General features: G+C 74.7%; 13 protein-coding genes. 5 read left to right on the top strand and 8 right to left on the bottom strand.

Features of this window, described 5'->3' with window-relative positions:
• Positions 1-4: 4 nt before the first annotated feature.
• The gene (locus tag ACIRPX_RS22025; RefSeq protein ID WP_404197070.1) at positions 5-1312 is read left to right on the top strand and encodes a hypothetical protein; all 1308 of its coding nucleotides are present in this window, start codon (positions 5-7) and stop codon (positions 1310-1312) included.
• Between the two features lie 16 nt (positions 1313-1328).
• On the opposite strand, the gene ACIRPX_RS22020 is transcribed toward ACIRPX_RS22025, so the two are convergent.
• Together ACIRPX_RS22020 and ACIRPX_RS22015 are read right to left on the bottom strand one after the other, a co-directional pair.
• Complete coding sequence (locus tag ACIRPX_RS22020; RefSeq protein ID WP_404197067.1) at positions 1329-4148, bottom strand: SpoIIE family protein phosphatase; 2820 nt, start codon at positions 4146-4148, stop codon at positions 1329-1331.
• 140 nt (positions 4149-4288) lie between these two features.
• Positions 4289-5053: a sugar isomerase domain-containing protein gene (locus tag ACIRPX_RS22015; RefSeq protein WP_404197064.1), complete on the bottom strand. Its 765-nt coding sequence runs from the start codon at positions 5051-5053 to the stop codon at positions 4289-4291.
• Between the two features lie 182 nt (positions 5054-5235).
• Between ACIRPX_RS22015 and ACIRPX_RS22010 the strand changes: the two genes are divergently transcribed.
• Positions 5236-6120: a MurR/RpiR family transcriptional regulator gene (locus ACIRPX_RS22010; RefSeq protein ID WP_404197061.1), complete on the top strand. Its 885-nt coding sequence runs from the start codon at positions 5236-5238 to the stop codon at positions 6118-6120.
• Positions 6121-6135: 15 nt separating this feature from the next.
• Here ACIRPX_RS22010 and ACIRPX_RS22005 read toward each other — a convergent pair whose 3' ends face one another.
• Entirely contained in the window at positions 6136-7158 is a 1023-nt protein-coding gene (locus ACIRPX_RS22005; protein WP_404197276.1) for an N-acetylglucosamine kinase, read from the bottom strand.
• Between the two features lie 43 nt (positions 7159-7201).
• The gene (locus tag ACIRPX_RS22000) at positions 7202-8692 is read right to left on the bottom strand and encodes a glycoside hydrolase family 3 N-terminal domain-containing protein (protein ID WP_404197059.1); all 1491 of its coding nucleotides are present in this window, start codon (positions 8690-8692) and stop codon (positions 7202-7204) included.
• Positions 8693-8922: 230 nt separating this feature from the next.
• On the opposite strand from ACIRPX_RS22000, the gene ACIRPX_RS21995 reads away from it, so the two are divergent.
• Positions 8923-9939 (top strand): YbhN family protein, encoded by a 1017-nt coding sequence (locus ACIRPX_RS21995; RefSeq protein ID WP_404197057.1) that lies wholly within the window; start codon positions 8923-8925, stop codon positions 9937-9939.
• Between the two features lie 28 nt (positions 9940-9967).
• On the opposite strand, the gene msrB is transcribed toward ACIRPX_RS21995, so the two are convergent.
• The 4 genes from msrB to ACIRPX_RS21975 form a co-directional block, all read right to left on the bottom strand.
• On the bottom strand, positions 9968-10375 hold the full coding sequence (msrB, locus tag ACIRPX_RS21990) for a peptide-methionine (R)-S-oxide reductase MsrB (protein ID WP_404197054.1): 408 nt from the start codon (positions 10373-10375) through the stop codon (positions 9968-9970).
• A gap of 13 nt (positions 10376-10388) precedes the next feature.
• Entirely contained in the window at positions 10389-11777 is a 1389-nt protein-coding gene (murC, locus tag ACIRPX_RS21985) for a UDP-N-acetylmuramate--L-alanine ligase (protein ID WP_404197052.1), read from the bottom strand.
• Between the two features lie 128 nt (positions 11778-11905).
• Entirely contained in the window at positions 11906-12379 is a 474-nt protein-coding gene (locus ACIRPX_RS21980) for an indole-3-glycerol phosphate synthase (RefSeq protein WP_404197049.1), read from the bottom strand.
• Between the two features lie 133 nt (positions 12380-12512).
• On the bottom strand, positions 12513-13298 hold the full coding sequence (locus ACIRPX_RS21975) for a pyrimidine reductase family protein (RefSeq protein WP_404197046.1): 786 nt from the start codon (positions 13296-13298) through the stop codon (positions 12513-12515).
• Positions 13299-13335: 37 nt separating this feature from the next.
• On the opposite strand from ACIRPX_RS21975, the gene zapE reads away from it, so the two are divergent.
• Both zapE and ACIRPX_RS21965 read left to right on the top strand, forming a co-directional pair.
• A complete protein-coding gene (gene zapE / locus ACIRPX_RS21970) occupies positions 13336-14442 on the top strand; it encodes a cell division protein ZapE (RefSeq protein WP_404197043.1) in 1107 nt (368 codons plus the stop codon).
• A gap of 187 nt (positions 14443-14629) precedes the next feature.
• Entirely contained in the window at positions 14630-14902 is a 273-nt protein-coding gene (locus tag ACIRPX_RS21965; protein WP_404197041.1) for a hypothetical protein, read from the top strand.
• Positions 14903-14911 lie beyond the last annotated feature (9 nt).

Genomic DNA, 14911 nt, shown 5'->3' with positions numbered 1-14911 from the left:
GTCCGTGAACCGCGATCTGCGCCGAGACCTGTACGCCGCCGCGGCCGCCGCGCTGCTCGTCGTGGTGGCCGCCGTGGTCGGCACCGGCATCCAGCACCGCGACGGCTCGCTGCGCGTCAGCTGGCCCCCGCTGCTGGCGAAATGGGACCCGCACCTGGGCCCCGGCACCCCGGCGGCCGTCGCCGTCGCGGTGGCCGTCGTGGCCTACGGCCCCTCCCTCGCCGTCCGTCTGCCCTGGCGTCCACTGCTGCTGACCGCCTGGGGGACGGCCATGGCCTGGACGTGGTCCCTCGCCCTCGTCGACGGCTGGCACCTGGGCGTCGCCGGCCGGCTGACCACCCGCAACGAGTACCTCCAGGTCATCGGCCGCTTCCACGACATCCCCGCCACCCTGCGGGACTTCACCCACCACATCCTCATCGACTCCCCCGGCAACTGGCCCGCCCACGTCGCGGGCCACCCCGCGGGAGCCACCGTCACCTTCGTCCTGCTGGACCGGATCGGCCTGGGCGGTGGCGGCTGGGCGGGGGCCTTCGTCATCACGGCCGGTACGACGGCGGCGGCCGCGGTGCTGGTCACGGTGCGCGCCCTGGCCGACGAGAAGCTGGCCCGGCGCGCCGCCCCCTTCCTCGTGCTGGCCCCGGGCGCGGTGTGGGTGGGCACGTCGGCCGACGGGTACTTCGCGGCGGTCGCCGCGTGGGCGGTGGCGTTCCTCGCGCTCGCGGTGACGGGGCGCCGCCCGGCCCTGACGGGGTTCGTCTCGGGCCTGCTGTTCGGCCTGACCGCCTACCTCTCGTACGGCCTCACGCTCTTCGCCCTGATCGCGGCGGCCGTCCTGCTCCTGGGCTCCCACCGTGTCCGCCCGCTCCCCTTCCTGCTCGCCGGACTCGCCGTCGTCCCGGCCGTGTTCACCGCGCTCGGCTTCGACTGGTGGGCGGCGTACCACCTGCTGGTCACCCGCTACTACCAGGGGGCGGGCGGCGTACGGCCGTACGGCTACTGGGTGTGGGCCAATCCGGCCTGCACGGTGTTCATCGTGGGACCGGCGACGGCGGCGGGCCTGCGCCGCCTCCGGGTGAGGGCCACCGAGCGGGCCACGCTGTGCCTCGGTGCCCTCGTGGGCGCGGCCCTGCTGGCCCTGCTCGTCGCCGACGTGTCCGGCATGAGCAAGGCGGAGACGGAACGCATCTGGCTGCCGTTCGCGCTGTGGCTGCTGCCGTGCTGCGCGTTCCTGCCGAGGCCGCGCGGCTGGCTGGCCGCGCAGGCCGTGCTCGCGCTGCTGGTCAACCACCTGCTGCTGACGTACTGGTGACGTCGGCGGGGCGGTGTCAGGGCAGCGGCTGTTCCGTCCAGATCACCTTGCCGTACGGCGTGTACCGGGTCCCCCACCGTTCCGTGAGGCGCGCGACGAGGAACAGCCCGCGGCCGCCCTCGTCCTCGCTGCGGGCGCGGCGCAGGCGGGGCGAGGTGCTGCTGCCGTCGGAGACCTCGCAGATCAGGGCGCGGTCGCGCAGGAGGCGGAGCTGGACGGGGCCGGTGGCGTGGCGGATGGCGTTGGTGACGAGTTCGCTCGCGACCAGTTCGGTGGTGAACGCCAGGTCGTCCAGGCCCCACGCGGCGAGCTGCCGGGTGACCGCGGAGCGGGCGCGGGAGACGACCGCCGGGTCGCAGGGCAGTTCCCACTCGGCGATCCGGTCCGGGCCGAGGACGTGGGTGCGGGCGACCAGCAGGGCCACGTCGTCGCCCGGCCGGACGGGCAGCAGCGCGTCGAGGACCGCCTCGCAGGTGTCCTCCGGCGCCCGCCCGGCGGCGGCCAGGACGGTGCGCAGCCGGTCCAGGCCGGAGTCGATGTCGCGGTGCCGGTCCTCCACCAGTCCGTCGGTGTAGAGCACCAGTTGGCTGCCTTCGGCCAGTTCCAGCTCGATGGTCTCGAAGGGCATGCCGCCGAGGCCCAGGAGCTGGCCGGAGGGCAGGTCGACGAACTCGACGGTGCCGTCCGGTGCGACGACCGCGGGCAGCGGATGCCCGGCGCAGGTGAGGCTGCAGCGCCGCGAGACGGGGTCGTAGACGGCGTAGAGGCAGGTCGCTCCGACGATGCCGGAGTCGGCCTGGGCGCTCTCCACGTCCCAGCCCTCGCCCCGGTCGAGGCGCCCGACGAGGTCGTCGAGGTGGGTGAGGAGGTCGTCGGGGGACAGGTCGAGCGAGCAGAAGTTCTGCACGGCGGTGCGCAGCCGGCCCATGGTGGCGGCGGCGTGCAGGCCGTGGCCGACGACGTCCCCGACGACCAGCGCGACGCGGGCGCCGGACAGCGGGATGACGTCGAACCAGTCGCCGCCGACGCCGGCCTGCGCGGGCAGGTAGCGGCAGGCGACCTCGACCGCGCTCTGCTCGGGGCGGCCCTTGGGCAGCAGGCTGCGCTGGAGAGCGAGGGCGGTGTTGTGCTCGCGGGTGTAGCGGCGGGCGTTGTCGATGCAGATCGCCGCCCGGCCGGCCAGCTCCTGGGCGAGGGAGAGGTCGTCGTCCTCGAAGGAGGCGGGCCGCACGGAGCGGTAGAAGCTGGCCACGCCGAGGGTGGTGCCGCGGGCCCGCAGCGGCACGGTGATCAGCGAGTGGACGCCCGCCGCGAGCACCCGCTCCAGCCGCCGGGGGTCCTGCGCGAACCAGCCGCCCGCCTCGGCCAGGACGGGTTCCATGACGGACTGCCTGGTCTCCAGGCAGCGCGCCTGCGGGGTGGACGGCACGTAGGCGACGGTGTCACCGACGTCGTAGAGGTTGTGGGGCTGTCTGCGGACGGCGCGGATGGCCACCCGGCGCAGCGCGTCGAGGCCGCCGAGCTCCTCGGGCTCCTCTCCCCTGAGCACCGCGTCGGGCAGGTCGACGGCGGCGAAGTCGGCGAAGCGCGGCACCATCACCTCGGCCAGCTCCTCCGCGGTGCGGGTGACGTCGAGGGTGGTGCCGATCCGGGTGCCGGCCTCGTGCAGGAACTCCAGCCGTCTGCGCGCGAGCACGGCCAGCCGTCCGACCCCGGGCTCGCCGAGGAGCAGCAGCCGGCTCTCGGCGCCGTCGAGGATGTCCCCGACGGTTTCGACCGGCCGCGCTGCCGGGGGTGCGGCGGGGCGTCCGCCGGCGGGGCGTGCCGGCGTCCCGTCCGGCGCCGGGCCCGCCGTCTTCGCCGGGCCGTCGGCGGTGGCCTCGGCCGCCGGTGTGAGGGGCAGCCCGAGCCCGGTCAGCCGCGGCCCGCCGGCGATGCGCGCCTCCACCGCGGCTCCCGCCTCCCCCGCCGCGCCCAGGAGCCGGCGCCGCAGCAGGGTGGCGACGCGGCCGCCCGACAGGAGGACCTCGTCGAGGGTGCGGTGCGGCGAGGCGATGAGCTCCTCGGCCTTCTCCCGCAGCACGGCGAGGTCGATCCGGCCGAGCCGGTCGCCGTCGTGGTCCGGCACGAGGCGGTCGGCCGGCCGCGGTACGCCGTGCGCCGCGAAGCCCGCGGCGCGGTAGGCGGCCAGGAGTGCCCGCTCCCGCTCGGTGGCCTGCTCCAGCAGCCGGCTCTCGATGTCCTCGGCGGCCGCGCGGACCAGCCGCAGCATGGCGGGGTCGCCGTCGTCGCGCAGGCAGGTGAGGTCGAGGACGGCCTCGACGCGTCCGCTCAGCGGATTGCGCACGGGCGAGCCGGCGCAGGCGAAGGGCTGCAGGCAGTCGGCGAAGTGCTCGCGGCCGACGACGTACACGGGTCCGCGCTGGGCGAGTGCGGTGCCGACGCCGTTGGTGCCGGCCACCCCTTCGGAGGCGTCGAACCCCGGGGCGAAGTGCACCGCGTCGAGGCGGTCGCGCAGTCCCTTCTCGCCGCCGAGCCGCTGGATCACCCGGCCCCGCCCGTCGCACACCGCGAGCACCGTGCCCATCTCCGCCAGGGAGTCGACCAGGTCCGCCAGGACCGGTTCGGCCGCGCGCAGGAACCGCTCGTCCAGGGTCAGCCCGGCCTCGTAGGGCAGCAGCAGCTCATGCGGCTGGAGGCCCACGGACCGGCAGCGCTTCCAGGACTCCAGCACCGGGCCCCGCACATCCGCCTCGACGCGGGCACCGGCCAGGAACCGTTCATGAGCATCGACGAGCCCGCCGATGTCGTCCCACGCGACGGACAAAGAGATCACTTCCTCACCCGGAGCAGGCCCGGACGCGTGCCGCCGTTCGGCTCGCCCGGGCTGACCCTCCAAGCGCCTTCACACTAGACCTGCTGTGACCCGCACCACAATGTGGATCGAGCGGCTCGGCGGCCGGGCCCGGAGCGCCCTCAGCCCGCCGTGCGCCGGATGCGCCCCGCGTAGCGCCGCTCCAGTTCGAGGTTGCCCTCGAAGCCGCCGGGGACGTTGGCGGAGACGTAGACGGGCGGGCGCTCGCCGGAGTCGAGGAGGAGGCGCGCGGCGGCGGCGACGGTCATCTGGACCAGCATCACGCCGGTGAGCGTGGACAGGGCGCACACGGAGCCCCCGCCCGGCAGGCCGAGGAGGGCGTCGCCGCGCGGGGCCCGGTTGTCGAGGACGACGTCGGCGATGTCGGCGAGCTTCCTGCCGCTCGGGTGTCCGGCGGGGACGGCGCGGGTGTGCGCGAGGGAGGTGATGGCGAGGAGGCGGTGGCCCCGCTCCTTGGCGTGCAGTGCCATCTCCACGACGACGTTGTTGACACCGGAGTTGGAGATGATCACGAAGAGGTCCTGGGGGCTCGGCCCCGCGAGGCCGTAGAGCCGTTCGGCCACGCCTTCGCTGCGCTCCAGGAGCGGGTCGGCGAGGACGCTCGGCTCGTCGCCCCCGTAGAGGACCAGGTCGGCGATGCCGAGGCGGTTGGTGGGGACGAGCCCGCCCGCGCGGCCCGCGAGTTCGAGGACGAGGGCCTGCGAGTGCCCGGTGCCGAAGGCCTGGATCACGCCGTCGGCGCGGATGCAGTCGGCGACGAGTGCGGCGGCGGCCGCCACCTCCTCGCGCGCCGACCCGGCGAGGTCCCGCAGGACGGCCAGGCCCTGCTGCGCGAAGCCTTCGGCGCTGACGGAGTCGACGGTCACGCGGCACTCCCCACTGGTGGATTGAACCACCCCAGATGAGCCTCAACAGCTGAATCAATAAACCACACGGCCCGGACGGCCAGCAACGGGCGAGGAAAGCACGTGCGCGGCACGGAATGTGCCCGCCGGACTGGTCCTGGTATTCAATCCTTGCCCCGAACGGTGGCTGATACCTTCTCCTCATGCCCCCCACGGACGTCACCGCGCTGATCCGCACCGAGCTTCCCCGGCTGGCCGGGTCGCTGCGCAAGGTCGGTGAGCTGATCCTGGACGACCCCGCCGCCGTCACCCGCTGCTCGGCCGCCGAACTGGGCCGGCGCACGGGCACCTCGCAGGCCACGGTGACCCGTTTCTGCCGCGCCATCGGGCTCGAGTCCTACCAGCACCTGCTGATCGAACTGGCCCAGGAGCGCGGCCGCGGCGAGGTCTCCGACTGGGGCTCCACCGAGATCGACACCGACATCTCCCCCGACGACGGCCTGGAGCGGGTCGTCCAGGTCATCGGCGTCGCGGACCTGCGCGCGATCCAGCAGACCGTCGACCGCATCGACCTCGACGCCCTGGAACGCGCCTCCCAGGCCCTCGCCAAGGCCCGGCGCATCGACGTCTACGGCATCGGCGGCAGCGGCGCCGTGGCGCAGGAGACCGAGACGCGGCTGTTCCGCATCGGCTGCCAGGTGCGCGGCTGGACCGAGGTGCACGGGGCGGCCACCTCCGCGGCGCTGCTCACCCCGGCGGACGTGGCCATCGGCATCTCGCACTCCGGCGCGACCCGCGAGACCCTCGAACCGCTGGAGACGGCCGGGGAGCGGGGCGCCACCACGATCGCCCTGACCACGGACCCGCGCTCGCCGCTCGCCCGGGCCGCCGGCATCCGCCTCATCTCGGCCGCCTCGGAGACCAGCTTCCGCACGGGCAGCATCGGCGGCCGCCACTCGGTCCTGATGCTCGTCGACTGCCTCTACGTCCGCGTCGCCCAGCTCACCTACCAGCGCGCCAGCGCCTCGCTGGCACTGACCGACCACATCACGCCGCGTCACGCGGTGACGTCGCGCCGGAGGAAGTGACCGCGGGGCACCGGTTCACCCGCGGTCTCCGTAGGCGATCCGCGCCAGGGCCACGGCGCCCGCGCAGCCGTCCGCCACCCACTCCGGCGTCAGGCCGAGCGTCCCCAGCCGGGCCGTCAGGCCCGCGGTCAGGGGGCCCTCGGGGCCGAGCAGTCCGCCGGTGGCCACCACGCGCTCGCCCGCCCGCGGCCCGAGCGCCCTGACGGTGTCGGTCAGCCGCTCGGCGGCCTCGTCGAGGATCGCCCGCGCCACCCCGTCCTTCGCCCGGTCCGCCTCGGCCACCAGCGGGGCCAGCCGGGCCAGCCGGGCCGGGGGCTCGGCCATGACGGCGGGGAGCAGATGCATGCGGTAGCGCTCGCGGCCGGCCCGCGACCAGCCGGACGCCGCCGGGTCCGGCAGGACCTCCGCGGGCAGGCCCAGGGCCCGGCCCACCGCGTCGGCCAGCACGGTCGCCGCACCCCGGCCGTCCGCCATCCGCAGCGCGGCCCGCACCGCCCGGCGGCCGATCCAGAAGCCACTGCCGTCGTCGCCGAGGAGCCAGCCGTCGCCGTCGACCGTGGCCGTGCAGCGGCGGCCGGCGATGCGCGCCGCGACGGCGCCCGTGCCGGCGACGAGGGCGAGGCCGTCGGCCGGGGTGCCGGGGGCGGAGGCGAAGGCGGCCTCGATGTCGCTGCCGACGGAGACCGGGCAGGCGGGCACGCCGATCCGCCGCAGCGCGTCCCCGAGCGCGGCCAGGGCGGTCAGGTGCCCGGGCTCGTCCCCCGCGGCCCCCGTGGCACCCGCGAAGCCGCCCGCCACGGCGACGACCCGGCTCCGCGCGGCCTCGGGCACCGCCCGGGAGAGGGCCTCGGCGAGGTGTGCGGTGAGGAGGGCCGGCGGGACGGTGAGGGCGTTGCCCGGTCCGGCGGCGCCCGCACCGAGGACGCGGCCGTCCGCGGCGGCGGCCAGCACCGCGCGGGTACGGGTGCCGCCGGCGTCGAGGCCGATCACCAGGGGCGGCGGCGGTTCGTCCGCGCTCTCGTCCGGACGGCCGGGCATGTCTGTCGCGTACTCCACTCCTGGATTCCACTCCTCGCGGGGCTCAGGCGCCGGTCAGCACCTCGGCCAGGGCCCGCAGATTGACCCGTCCGCGCCCGTAGGAGCACAGGTCCCCGCCCTCCGGCAGCCCGGTGTCCACCCGTACCGCCTCCGGCCGCCGGGCCAGCAGCGCGTCCCGGAAGCGGGCCTGCCAGGGGTGCAGGCCGGCGTCGCAGGTGGCCACCACCAGGGGTGCGCCGGCGGCCATGTGCAGGATGCCGTCGACCAGGGCGCCGGGGTCGGCCGGCTCCCCGCCGACCGCCGTTCCGCATGCCGTCGGGTCGAGCGCGCGCAGTTCGGTGAGCAGGTCCTCGCCGCCCCAGTTCAGGGCCGGGTGGGGCGGCGGGAAGAGGTCGACGATGTGGACGCCGCGCACGGGCGGGGGCAGGGGACGGCTGCGCACGGCGCGCCGGGCCGCCTCCGGTCCGGCCCCGCCGTCCCACGCGGGCACCGGCCCGGCGGCGGGGACCGCGTACCGCTCGGCGAGCCGCCGCACCCGCTCCGCCGCCTCCCGCACCCGCTCCTCGGCCAGCCGGCCGGAGTCCACGGCGTCGAGCACCGCGTCGCGGCAGGCCAGCGTGACCTCCAGGTCCGGTACGGAGACGACGACCTGGTCCGCGCCCGCGGCGAGCGCCATCCGGGCACCGGCCGCCTCGCCGTAGTGGCCGGCGATCGCCTCCATCTCCAGGGCGTCGCTGACCAGCACGCCCTCGAAGCCGAGGTCGCGGCGCAGCAGGTCGCCCAGGATGCGGCGGCTGAGGGTGGCGGGGCGCTCGGCGTCCAGCGCCGGGAAGACGACGTGCGCGCTCATCAGCATCGGCACGCCCGCGGCGACCGCCGCGCGGAAGGGTTCGAGGTCGACGCGCAGGTCGTCGTACGGCCGCGGGTCGACGGGCAGGTCGAAGTGGCTGTCGGTCGCGGTGCCGCCGTGGCCGGGGAAGTGCTTGGCGCAGGAGGCGATGCCGCGCGCCTCGGTGGCGGCGATCCAGGCGCGCAGGTGCCGGGCGGCGAGGCCGGGGCCGGCGCCGAAGGAGCGGGTGCGCACGATCGGGTTGTCGGGCCGCCGCTGGAGGTCGGCGACGGGGGCGTAGGTGGCGCTGATGCCGAGCGTGGCCAGATGACCGGCGAGCGCGTCGGCGCAGCGGGCGGTCAGGTCCGGGTCGTCGGCGACGCCGAGGGCGTAGGAGCCGGGGACCTCGGGGGCACCGGCGGCCACCAGGTGGCCGATGCCGCCGCCCTCGTTGTCGATGCCCACCAGCAGATCGGGGCGGATCGCCCGCAGGGCGTCGGTGAGCTCACGGACCTGCTCCGCGTCCCGGACGTTGCGGGTGAACAGGACGACGCCGCCCAGGCCGCGGTCGACGAGCCGCTTGAGCGTGTCGGGGAAGGCCGTCGTGCCCTCGAAGCCGGCGACGAGGCAGCGGTGGACCGCCTCGTCCACCTCGGAGGAGACGGAGGACAGGGCCGTGCCCGCGTAGACGTGCTCGGAGGTCACCCAAGGATGGTGCTGGCTTGTTCATCCGGAAGTCAACACTTCGCTGGCTGAATGATTCACGGACCGCCGTGCGGGGCACAACCGGAGAGGCTGCCGCGTCGTCCGCCCGCCCGCGCCCCTTCGGCTCCCGGACACCAGGCCGTCACGCCGGGCGGGAACGGTTCCGCCGTCCCCTGCTGCCATGCGCCGCACCCCGTCGCCCGGGCCGACGTGAAAGGACGACGTGCGCCGTGTCCCTGCTCCCGCTCGAAGAAGTCCGCGGCCCCCTCCCCGTCGCGGGCCCCTCCGCCGCTCCTCCCCTGCGCCCCTCCCGCGCCGCCGTGCTGCTGCGCCGGGCACTGGTGCTGCTGCCCCTGCTGCTGATCGGCGTATGGGTCGCGATCGACTGGCGGACCGTGTACGACGGCTCCGCCCGCCTCGCCTCGGCCGACCCCTGGTGGCTGCTGCTCGCCCTGCTCTTCACCTGCCTGGGCTGGCTGACGGCGGCCTGCGTCCGCCAGGGCGCCCTGCCGGAGAGACTCCCGACGGGCCTGCTGATCGCGTCGCAGTTCGCCGCCGGCACCGCCAACCACGCCCTTCCGGCCAGCCTCGGCGCCCACGCCGTCACCCTGCGCTTCCTGCAGAACCGCGGTGTGCCCCTGCCCCGCGCCACCGCCTCGCTGGCCCTGTACGCGGTGGTCAGGCCGATCGCGAAGACCCTGGTCCTGCTCGTCTTCCTGGTGGCGTTCCCCGACGTCCTGCTGACCGGCGGCCTGGTGCCGGGGGGCTGGACGCTGCTCCTGATCGGCGGCGGCGCGGCCCTCGGCCTCGGCCTCTCGGCCCTCCTCGTGGCGACCGTGCGTCCGCTGCGCCGCCCGCTGCTCGACGCCCTGCGCTGCGCGCTCACCGACGTACGGCTGCTGCACACCCGCCCCGCGCGGATCGCCGCCCTGTGGGGCGGGGCGGCCGCGGCACCGGTGCTCCAGGCGAGCGTGATCTTCGCGGTCGGGGCGGCGCTCGGCTCACCCCTGAGCTGGGCGCAGGTCACCTTCGCCTTCCTGGCGGCGAGCACGGCGGTCGGGGCCGTGCCCGCGCCCGGCGGCATCGGCCCCGTGGACGCGGCCGTCGTCCTCGCCATGAACGCCCTCGGCGCTCCCATGGACATCGCGACGACGGCCGTCATCGGCTACCGCGTCCTGACGGTCTGGCTGCCGCTGCTGCCGGGAGCACTGGTGCTGTCGGCGCTGGTGCAGCGGAAGGTGCTGTGAAGCCCGTGCCGGTCCGCGTCGGCCCCGGTCAGCCCGCGTCCTCCGCCAGCCGCAGCGAGATGCTGTTGATGCAGTACCGCTGGTCCGTGGGCGTCCCGTACCCCTCGCCCTCGAAGACGTGCCCGAGGTGCGACCCGCACCGGGCGCACCGCACCTCCGTGCGCACCATCCCGTGCGAGCGGTCCTCGATGAGCTCCACCGCGTCGGTGTCCTTCGGGTCGAAGAAGGACGGCCAGCCGCAGTGGGAGTCGAACTTGGTCTCGGAGGTGAACAGTTCGGCGCCGCAGGCCCGGCAGGAGTAGACGCCCTCCGTCTTGGTGTTGGTGTACTCACCGGTGAAGGCGGGCTCCGTGGCGGCCTGGCGCAGCACGGCGTACTCGGAGGGAGTCAGCTCCGCCCGCCACTGCTCGTCCGGCTTTTCGACGTCGTACGACATGAGCCTCAGCCCCTCACTGCGAAAGACGGTCCAGGATGCGCGGTCCGAGGTCGGTGACGTCGCCCGCGCCCATGGTGAGAACGAGATCACCGGGCCTCGCCATTCCCGCGACCGCACCGGGCACGTCCGCCTTGTCGTGGACCGGCGTCACGTCCGCGCCCGCGGCCCGCGCCGCCGCGATGATCAGGTCGCTGGTGACGCCGGGGACCGGGTCCTCCCGGGCCGGGTAGATGTCGAGGACGACCGACGCGTCCGCGAGGGCGAGCGCCTGGCCCATCTCGGTGCCGAGCTCCTGCGTGCGGGAGAACAGGTGCGGCTGGAAGACGACCAGGATCCGGGACCCGTCCGCCGCGGCGCGCATCGCCTCCAGGTCGGCCGTCATCTCGGTGGGGTGGTGGGCGTAGGAGTCGATCACCTGGACTCCGGCGGCCTCGCCCTTCAGCTGCAGGCGGCGCTTGACGCCGGTGTACGCGGCCAGGGCCGGCGCCAGTTCCGCGGCCGGGACGCCGAGCGCGGCGCCCGCGGCCAGCGCGGCCACCGCGTTGTGCGCGTAGTGGCGGCCGGGCACCGAGACCGTGAAGGTGAGCTCCCGGCCCTCCAGGAGGACCGTCACCTCGCTCCTCAGGCCCTGGGGCACGACGGACAGCACGCGTACGTCGGCGTCCTCCGCGTCGCCGTACGTCACCGTCCGCACGGAGCCGGCCAGCCGCCGGGTCAGCTCGCGCGCACCCGCGTGGTCGGCGTTGACGACCAGCGTGCCGCCGGGCACGATCCGGCCGGCGAACGTCTCGAAGGACTCGTAGATCTCTTCCATGGAGGCGTAGTTGGCGTGGTGGTCGAGCTCGACGTTGAGGACGATCGCGACCTCGGGGGCGTACTTGTGGAAGCTGCGGTCCGACTCGTCCGCCTCGGCGACGAAGATCTCGCCCCCGCCGTGCAGGGCGTTGGAGCCGGGCGCGTCCAGGTCGCCGCCGATCGCGTACGACGGGTCCAGGCCGAGCGCGCTCAGCGACACCGCGAGCATGGAGGTCGTCGTGGTCTTGCCGTGGGTGCCGGCGACCGCGATCGGGCGCAGGCCGTCCATCAGCGCGGCGAGGGCGTCGGAGCGGTGGACCACCGGGATGCCCAGCTCGGCCGCGCGGGCCAGTTCGGGGTTGTCCTGGCGGATCGCCGACGACACGACCACGCAGCTCGCGTCGTCGGCGAGGTGCTCCGCCGCGTGCCCGACGTGCACCGTCGCGCCCAGGGCGCGCAGCGCCTCGGCGGTCGCCGACTCCTTCGCGTCGCTGCCCGCCACCTTCGCCCCGCGCTGCGCGAGGATCTTCGCGATGCCCGACATCCCGGCGCCGCCGATGCCGATGAAGTGCGGTCGGTCCATGGCGGGGGGAAGGCCGGGTGCCATGCGTGTCTCCTGTGCGTGGTGCGTACGGCGGACGTTCGGCCGCCCAGCCTATGCGGTCCGGGGCCCTGCCCTGCCCGTCCGGGGGCCCGCAGGCCCGACGGCGGCCCCGGCCGGGCCGGACGGCGGCGTCACGCCTTGCTGTGCGAGAAGAGCTTCAGCACCGGCACCCCCACCTTGTGCCGCGCCCGCGACGCCCAGTCCCGGTGGAAGAACTCCTCCACGTAGTGGGGATCGGTCAGCACGATGACCTCGTCCGCCTCGGTCTCGTCGACCAGCGCCTTGAGCGCGTCCAGCGGATGGTCCTCGATCAGCCGGCCCTCCGCCTCGCCGTCGGCGGCCCGCAGCGCCTGCAGGGACACCTCCAGGGCCCGCGTCCCGAAGTCCTTCGCGGCCTCCCCCTCGGGCACCTCGCGCTCCTTCGCCGCCTCGTCCAGCTCACCGAGCGCCACGTCGTCGATCGCCCGCAGCAGGCGGTCCGCCTGGTCGCCGCGGGGCTGGAGCAGCACATGGAAGAAGACATTCTCGTCACCGTGCAGACCGGTGACGAACTCCACGTCCGCGGACGTCAGTGCCTTCTCGATCATCAATACGCTTGTGAACACCGGGCGCCCCTTCTGCGGAAACCATCCTGCCCCGTGATGTCACGGGGACTGCGCAATTCAGTGTGCCCGCCCGAAGGTAAGCGGAACGGTTGATTCCGCCGTTTTCGGGACCGAGGGCACCGCTGACCGAATATCAGGCCCGCCGGTAGCGGGTGAAGAGAAACCCCTCCTCCTCGAGAACCGACGCGAGGACGAAGCGCCGCGGAACCCCGACCGCGGGCCCGCCCGCGATGCGCTGCGCGGCACCGGCGGTGAGCGTCGGCGACACGGCGAGACACAGCTCGTCCAGCACCCCGGCGGCCACCAGCTGGCCGAGCAGCCGCGGGCCGCCCTCGGTCAGCAGCCGGGTGTGCCCCCGCTCGCCCAGGGCCCGGACGAGGCGGGCGGGCTCCACGCCCGCACCGCCACCGGCGACCACCACCTCGGCTCCGGCCTTCTCGGCGGCGGCGACGCGGTCCGGCGGTGCCGCCGCCCCGGTCAGCACCAGGGTGGGCACCAGGGGCGAGGTGAACAGGGGGAGGGAGAAGTCCAGGTCGAGGCGGGCGCTGACCACCGCGATCGCCGGGGCCGGCCCCTGTCCCGCGGCCCGGCGCGCGTCCGCGAACTCCGCACGCGCGCGTGCGGGCCGGTATCCCTCCTGGCGTACCGTTTCAGCACCGACGACCACGACGTCCGCGAGCTGCCGCAGGGTGCCGAAGATCCGCATGTCGGCCGCGCTGGAGATCGGCTGCGAGCGCCCCTCGTGCTGGGCGGCGCCGTCGAGCGTGGAGATCATGTTCGCCCGCAGCCAGGGCACGGGCCCGCCGCCCGCGGCCGGCCCGGGATAGGCGTAGGCGGCGGCGAGCTCGGCAAGGCTCCACTCCCCCTCACCTGGAGCGTTCGGCGCTGTCTCGTCGGTCACAGGGAACAGGCGTCGCATGTCGTGCAGTGTGGCACGCCGCTTAGCATGGTGAACCGTGTCGTCCTCGCCTTCCGCCACCGACCGCAGCCCCGCAGCGGACGCGGCGCCGCTGTCCCTGTGCGCCCGCATGCCGCACGTCCCCGCCGACCGGCTGGTCGCCGAGATGGTGCCGCCGCCGCGCTTCGACTCGGTGCGCTTCGGCACGTACATACCGGACCCGGGCCGGCCCAGCCAGACCGAGGCCGTCCAGGTCCTGGAGACCTTCGCGGCCGGGCTCGGCGGGGCGCACGCCGTCGGCGGCGGCCGGCGGGGCCTGTTCGGGTTCGGCAGGGCGAAGGCGGCCAAGGCCCCGGCCGGGCCGCGCGGCGTCTACCTCGACGGCGGCTACGGCGTCGGCAAGACCCACCTGCTCGCCTCCCTCTGGCACGCCACCCCCGCGGAGCCCGCGCTGAAGGCGTTCGGCACGTTCGTCGAACTCACCAACCTGGTCGGCGCGCTGGGCTTCCAGCAGACCGTCCAGACCCTCTCCGGCCACCGGCTGCTGTGCATCGACGAGTTCGAGCTCGACGACCCGGGCGACACGGTCCTCGTGTCGACCCTGCTCGGCAAGCTCGTCGACGCCGGCGTGGCACTCGCCGCCACCTCCAACACCCTGCCCGGCAAGCTCGGTGAGGGCCGTTTCGCGGCGGCCGACTTCCTGCGCGAGATCCAGGGCCTGTCCGCCCGCTTCCGCCCCCTGCGCATCGACGGCGAGGACTACCGCCACCGCGGTCTGCCCGAGGCGCCGGCCCCCTTCCCCGAGGAGCGGGTCACCAGGGCGGCGTACGCCACCGCGGGCGCCTCGCTGGACGGCTTCCCGCAGCTCCTCGACCACCTCGCCAAGGTCCACCCCAGCCGCTACGGCGCCCTGACCGACGGCGTGGCGGCGGTCTGCCTCACCGATGTGCGGCCCGTCCCCGACCAGTCGACGGCCCTCCGGCTCGTCGTGCTCGCCGACCGGCTCTACGACCGTGAAGTGCCGGTCCTGGCCTCCGGGTTGCCCTTCGACCGGCTGTTCGGCGAGGAGATGCTGAACGGGGGCTACCGCAAGAAGTACTTCCGGGCGATCTCCCGGCTCACCGCACTGGCGCGCGACGCCAAGGGGCTCACCGAGAGCGACTAGTTCCCGCCACCCCAGCAGCGCATTTCAGGCCCTCTTCAACAGGAAACGTGAAGTTAACCCTGCAAACAACGCCGCAGGGCTAACCTGTTTCTTGACCTGCCGTTGACCCTCTGCAGACCTTCCATTGATCAATGGTTGAGCTGTAGTTGGTGCGTACAAACGGTGTGAACCACCTGAAGGGGGGCGCATGTTCCGCATCGTCGCGGGCCGGAGCACGCCGGCGCTCCTCGTCGCCGTTCTGATCGCCCTTCCGTTCTTCGCTCCCGCTCACTCCTTCGCATCCGCGCACACGGCCCGTCAGGTCGAGGCCAAGGCCCCGACCGGAATCACCCTGTCCGGCACCGCTCAGCTCGGTGAGACGGTCACGCACCGCCACTGCGACGCCGTGCTCCCGGCACCCGGCACGTCGAGATCCTCGACGGCCCGCACCCCGGCAGCACTTCAGGTCTTCCGCCGCTGACGGCGGAGC

Origin of the sequence: Streptomyces sp. NPDC101225, assembly GCF_044767585.1 — a bacterium.
Lineage (GTDB): Bacteria > Actinomycetota > Actinomycetes > Streptomycetales > Streptomycetaceae > Streptomyces.
The sequence above is the reverse complement of the archived record's forward strand: the minus strand, read 5'-3'. Positions and strand labels throughout refer to the sequence as shown.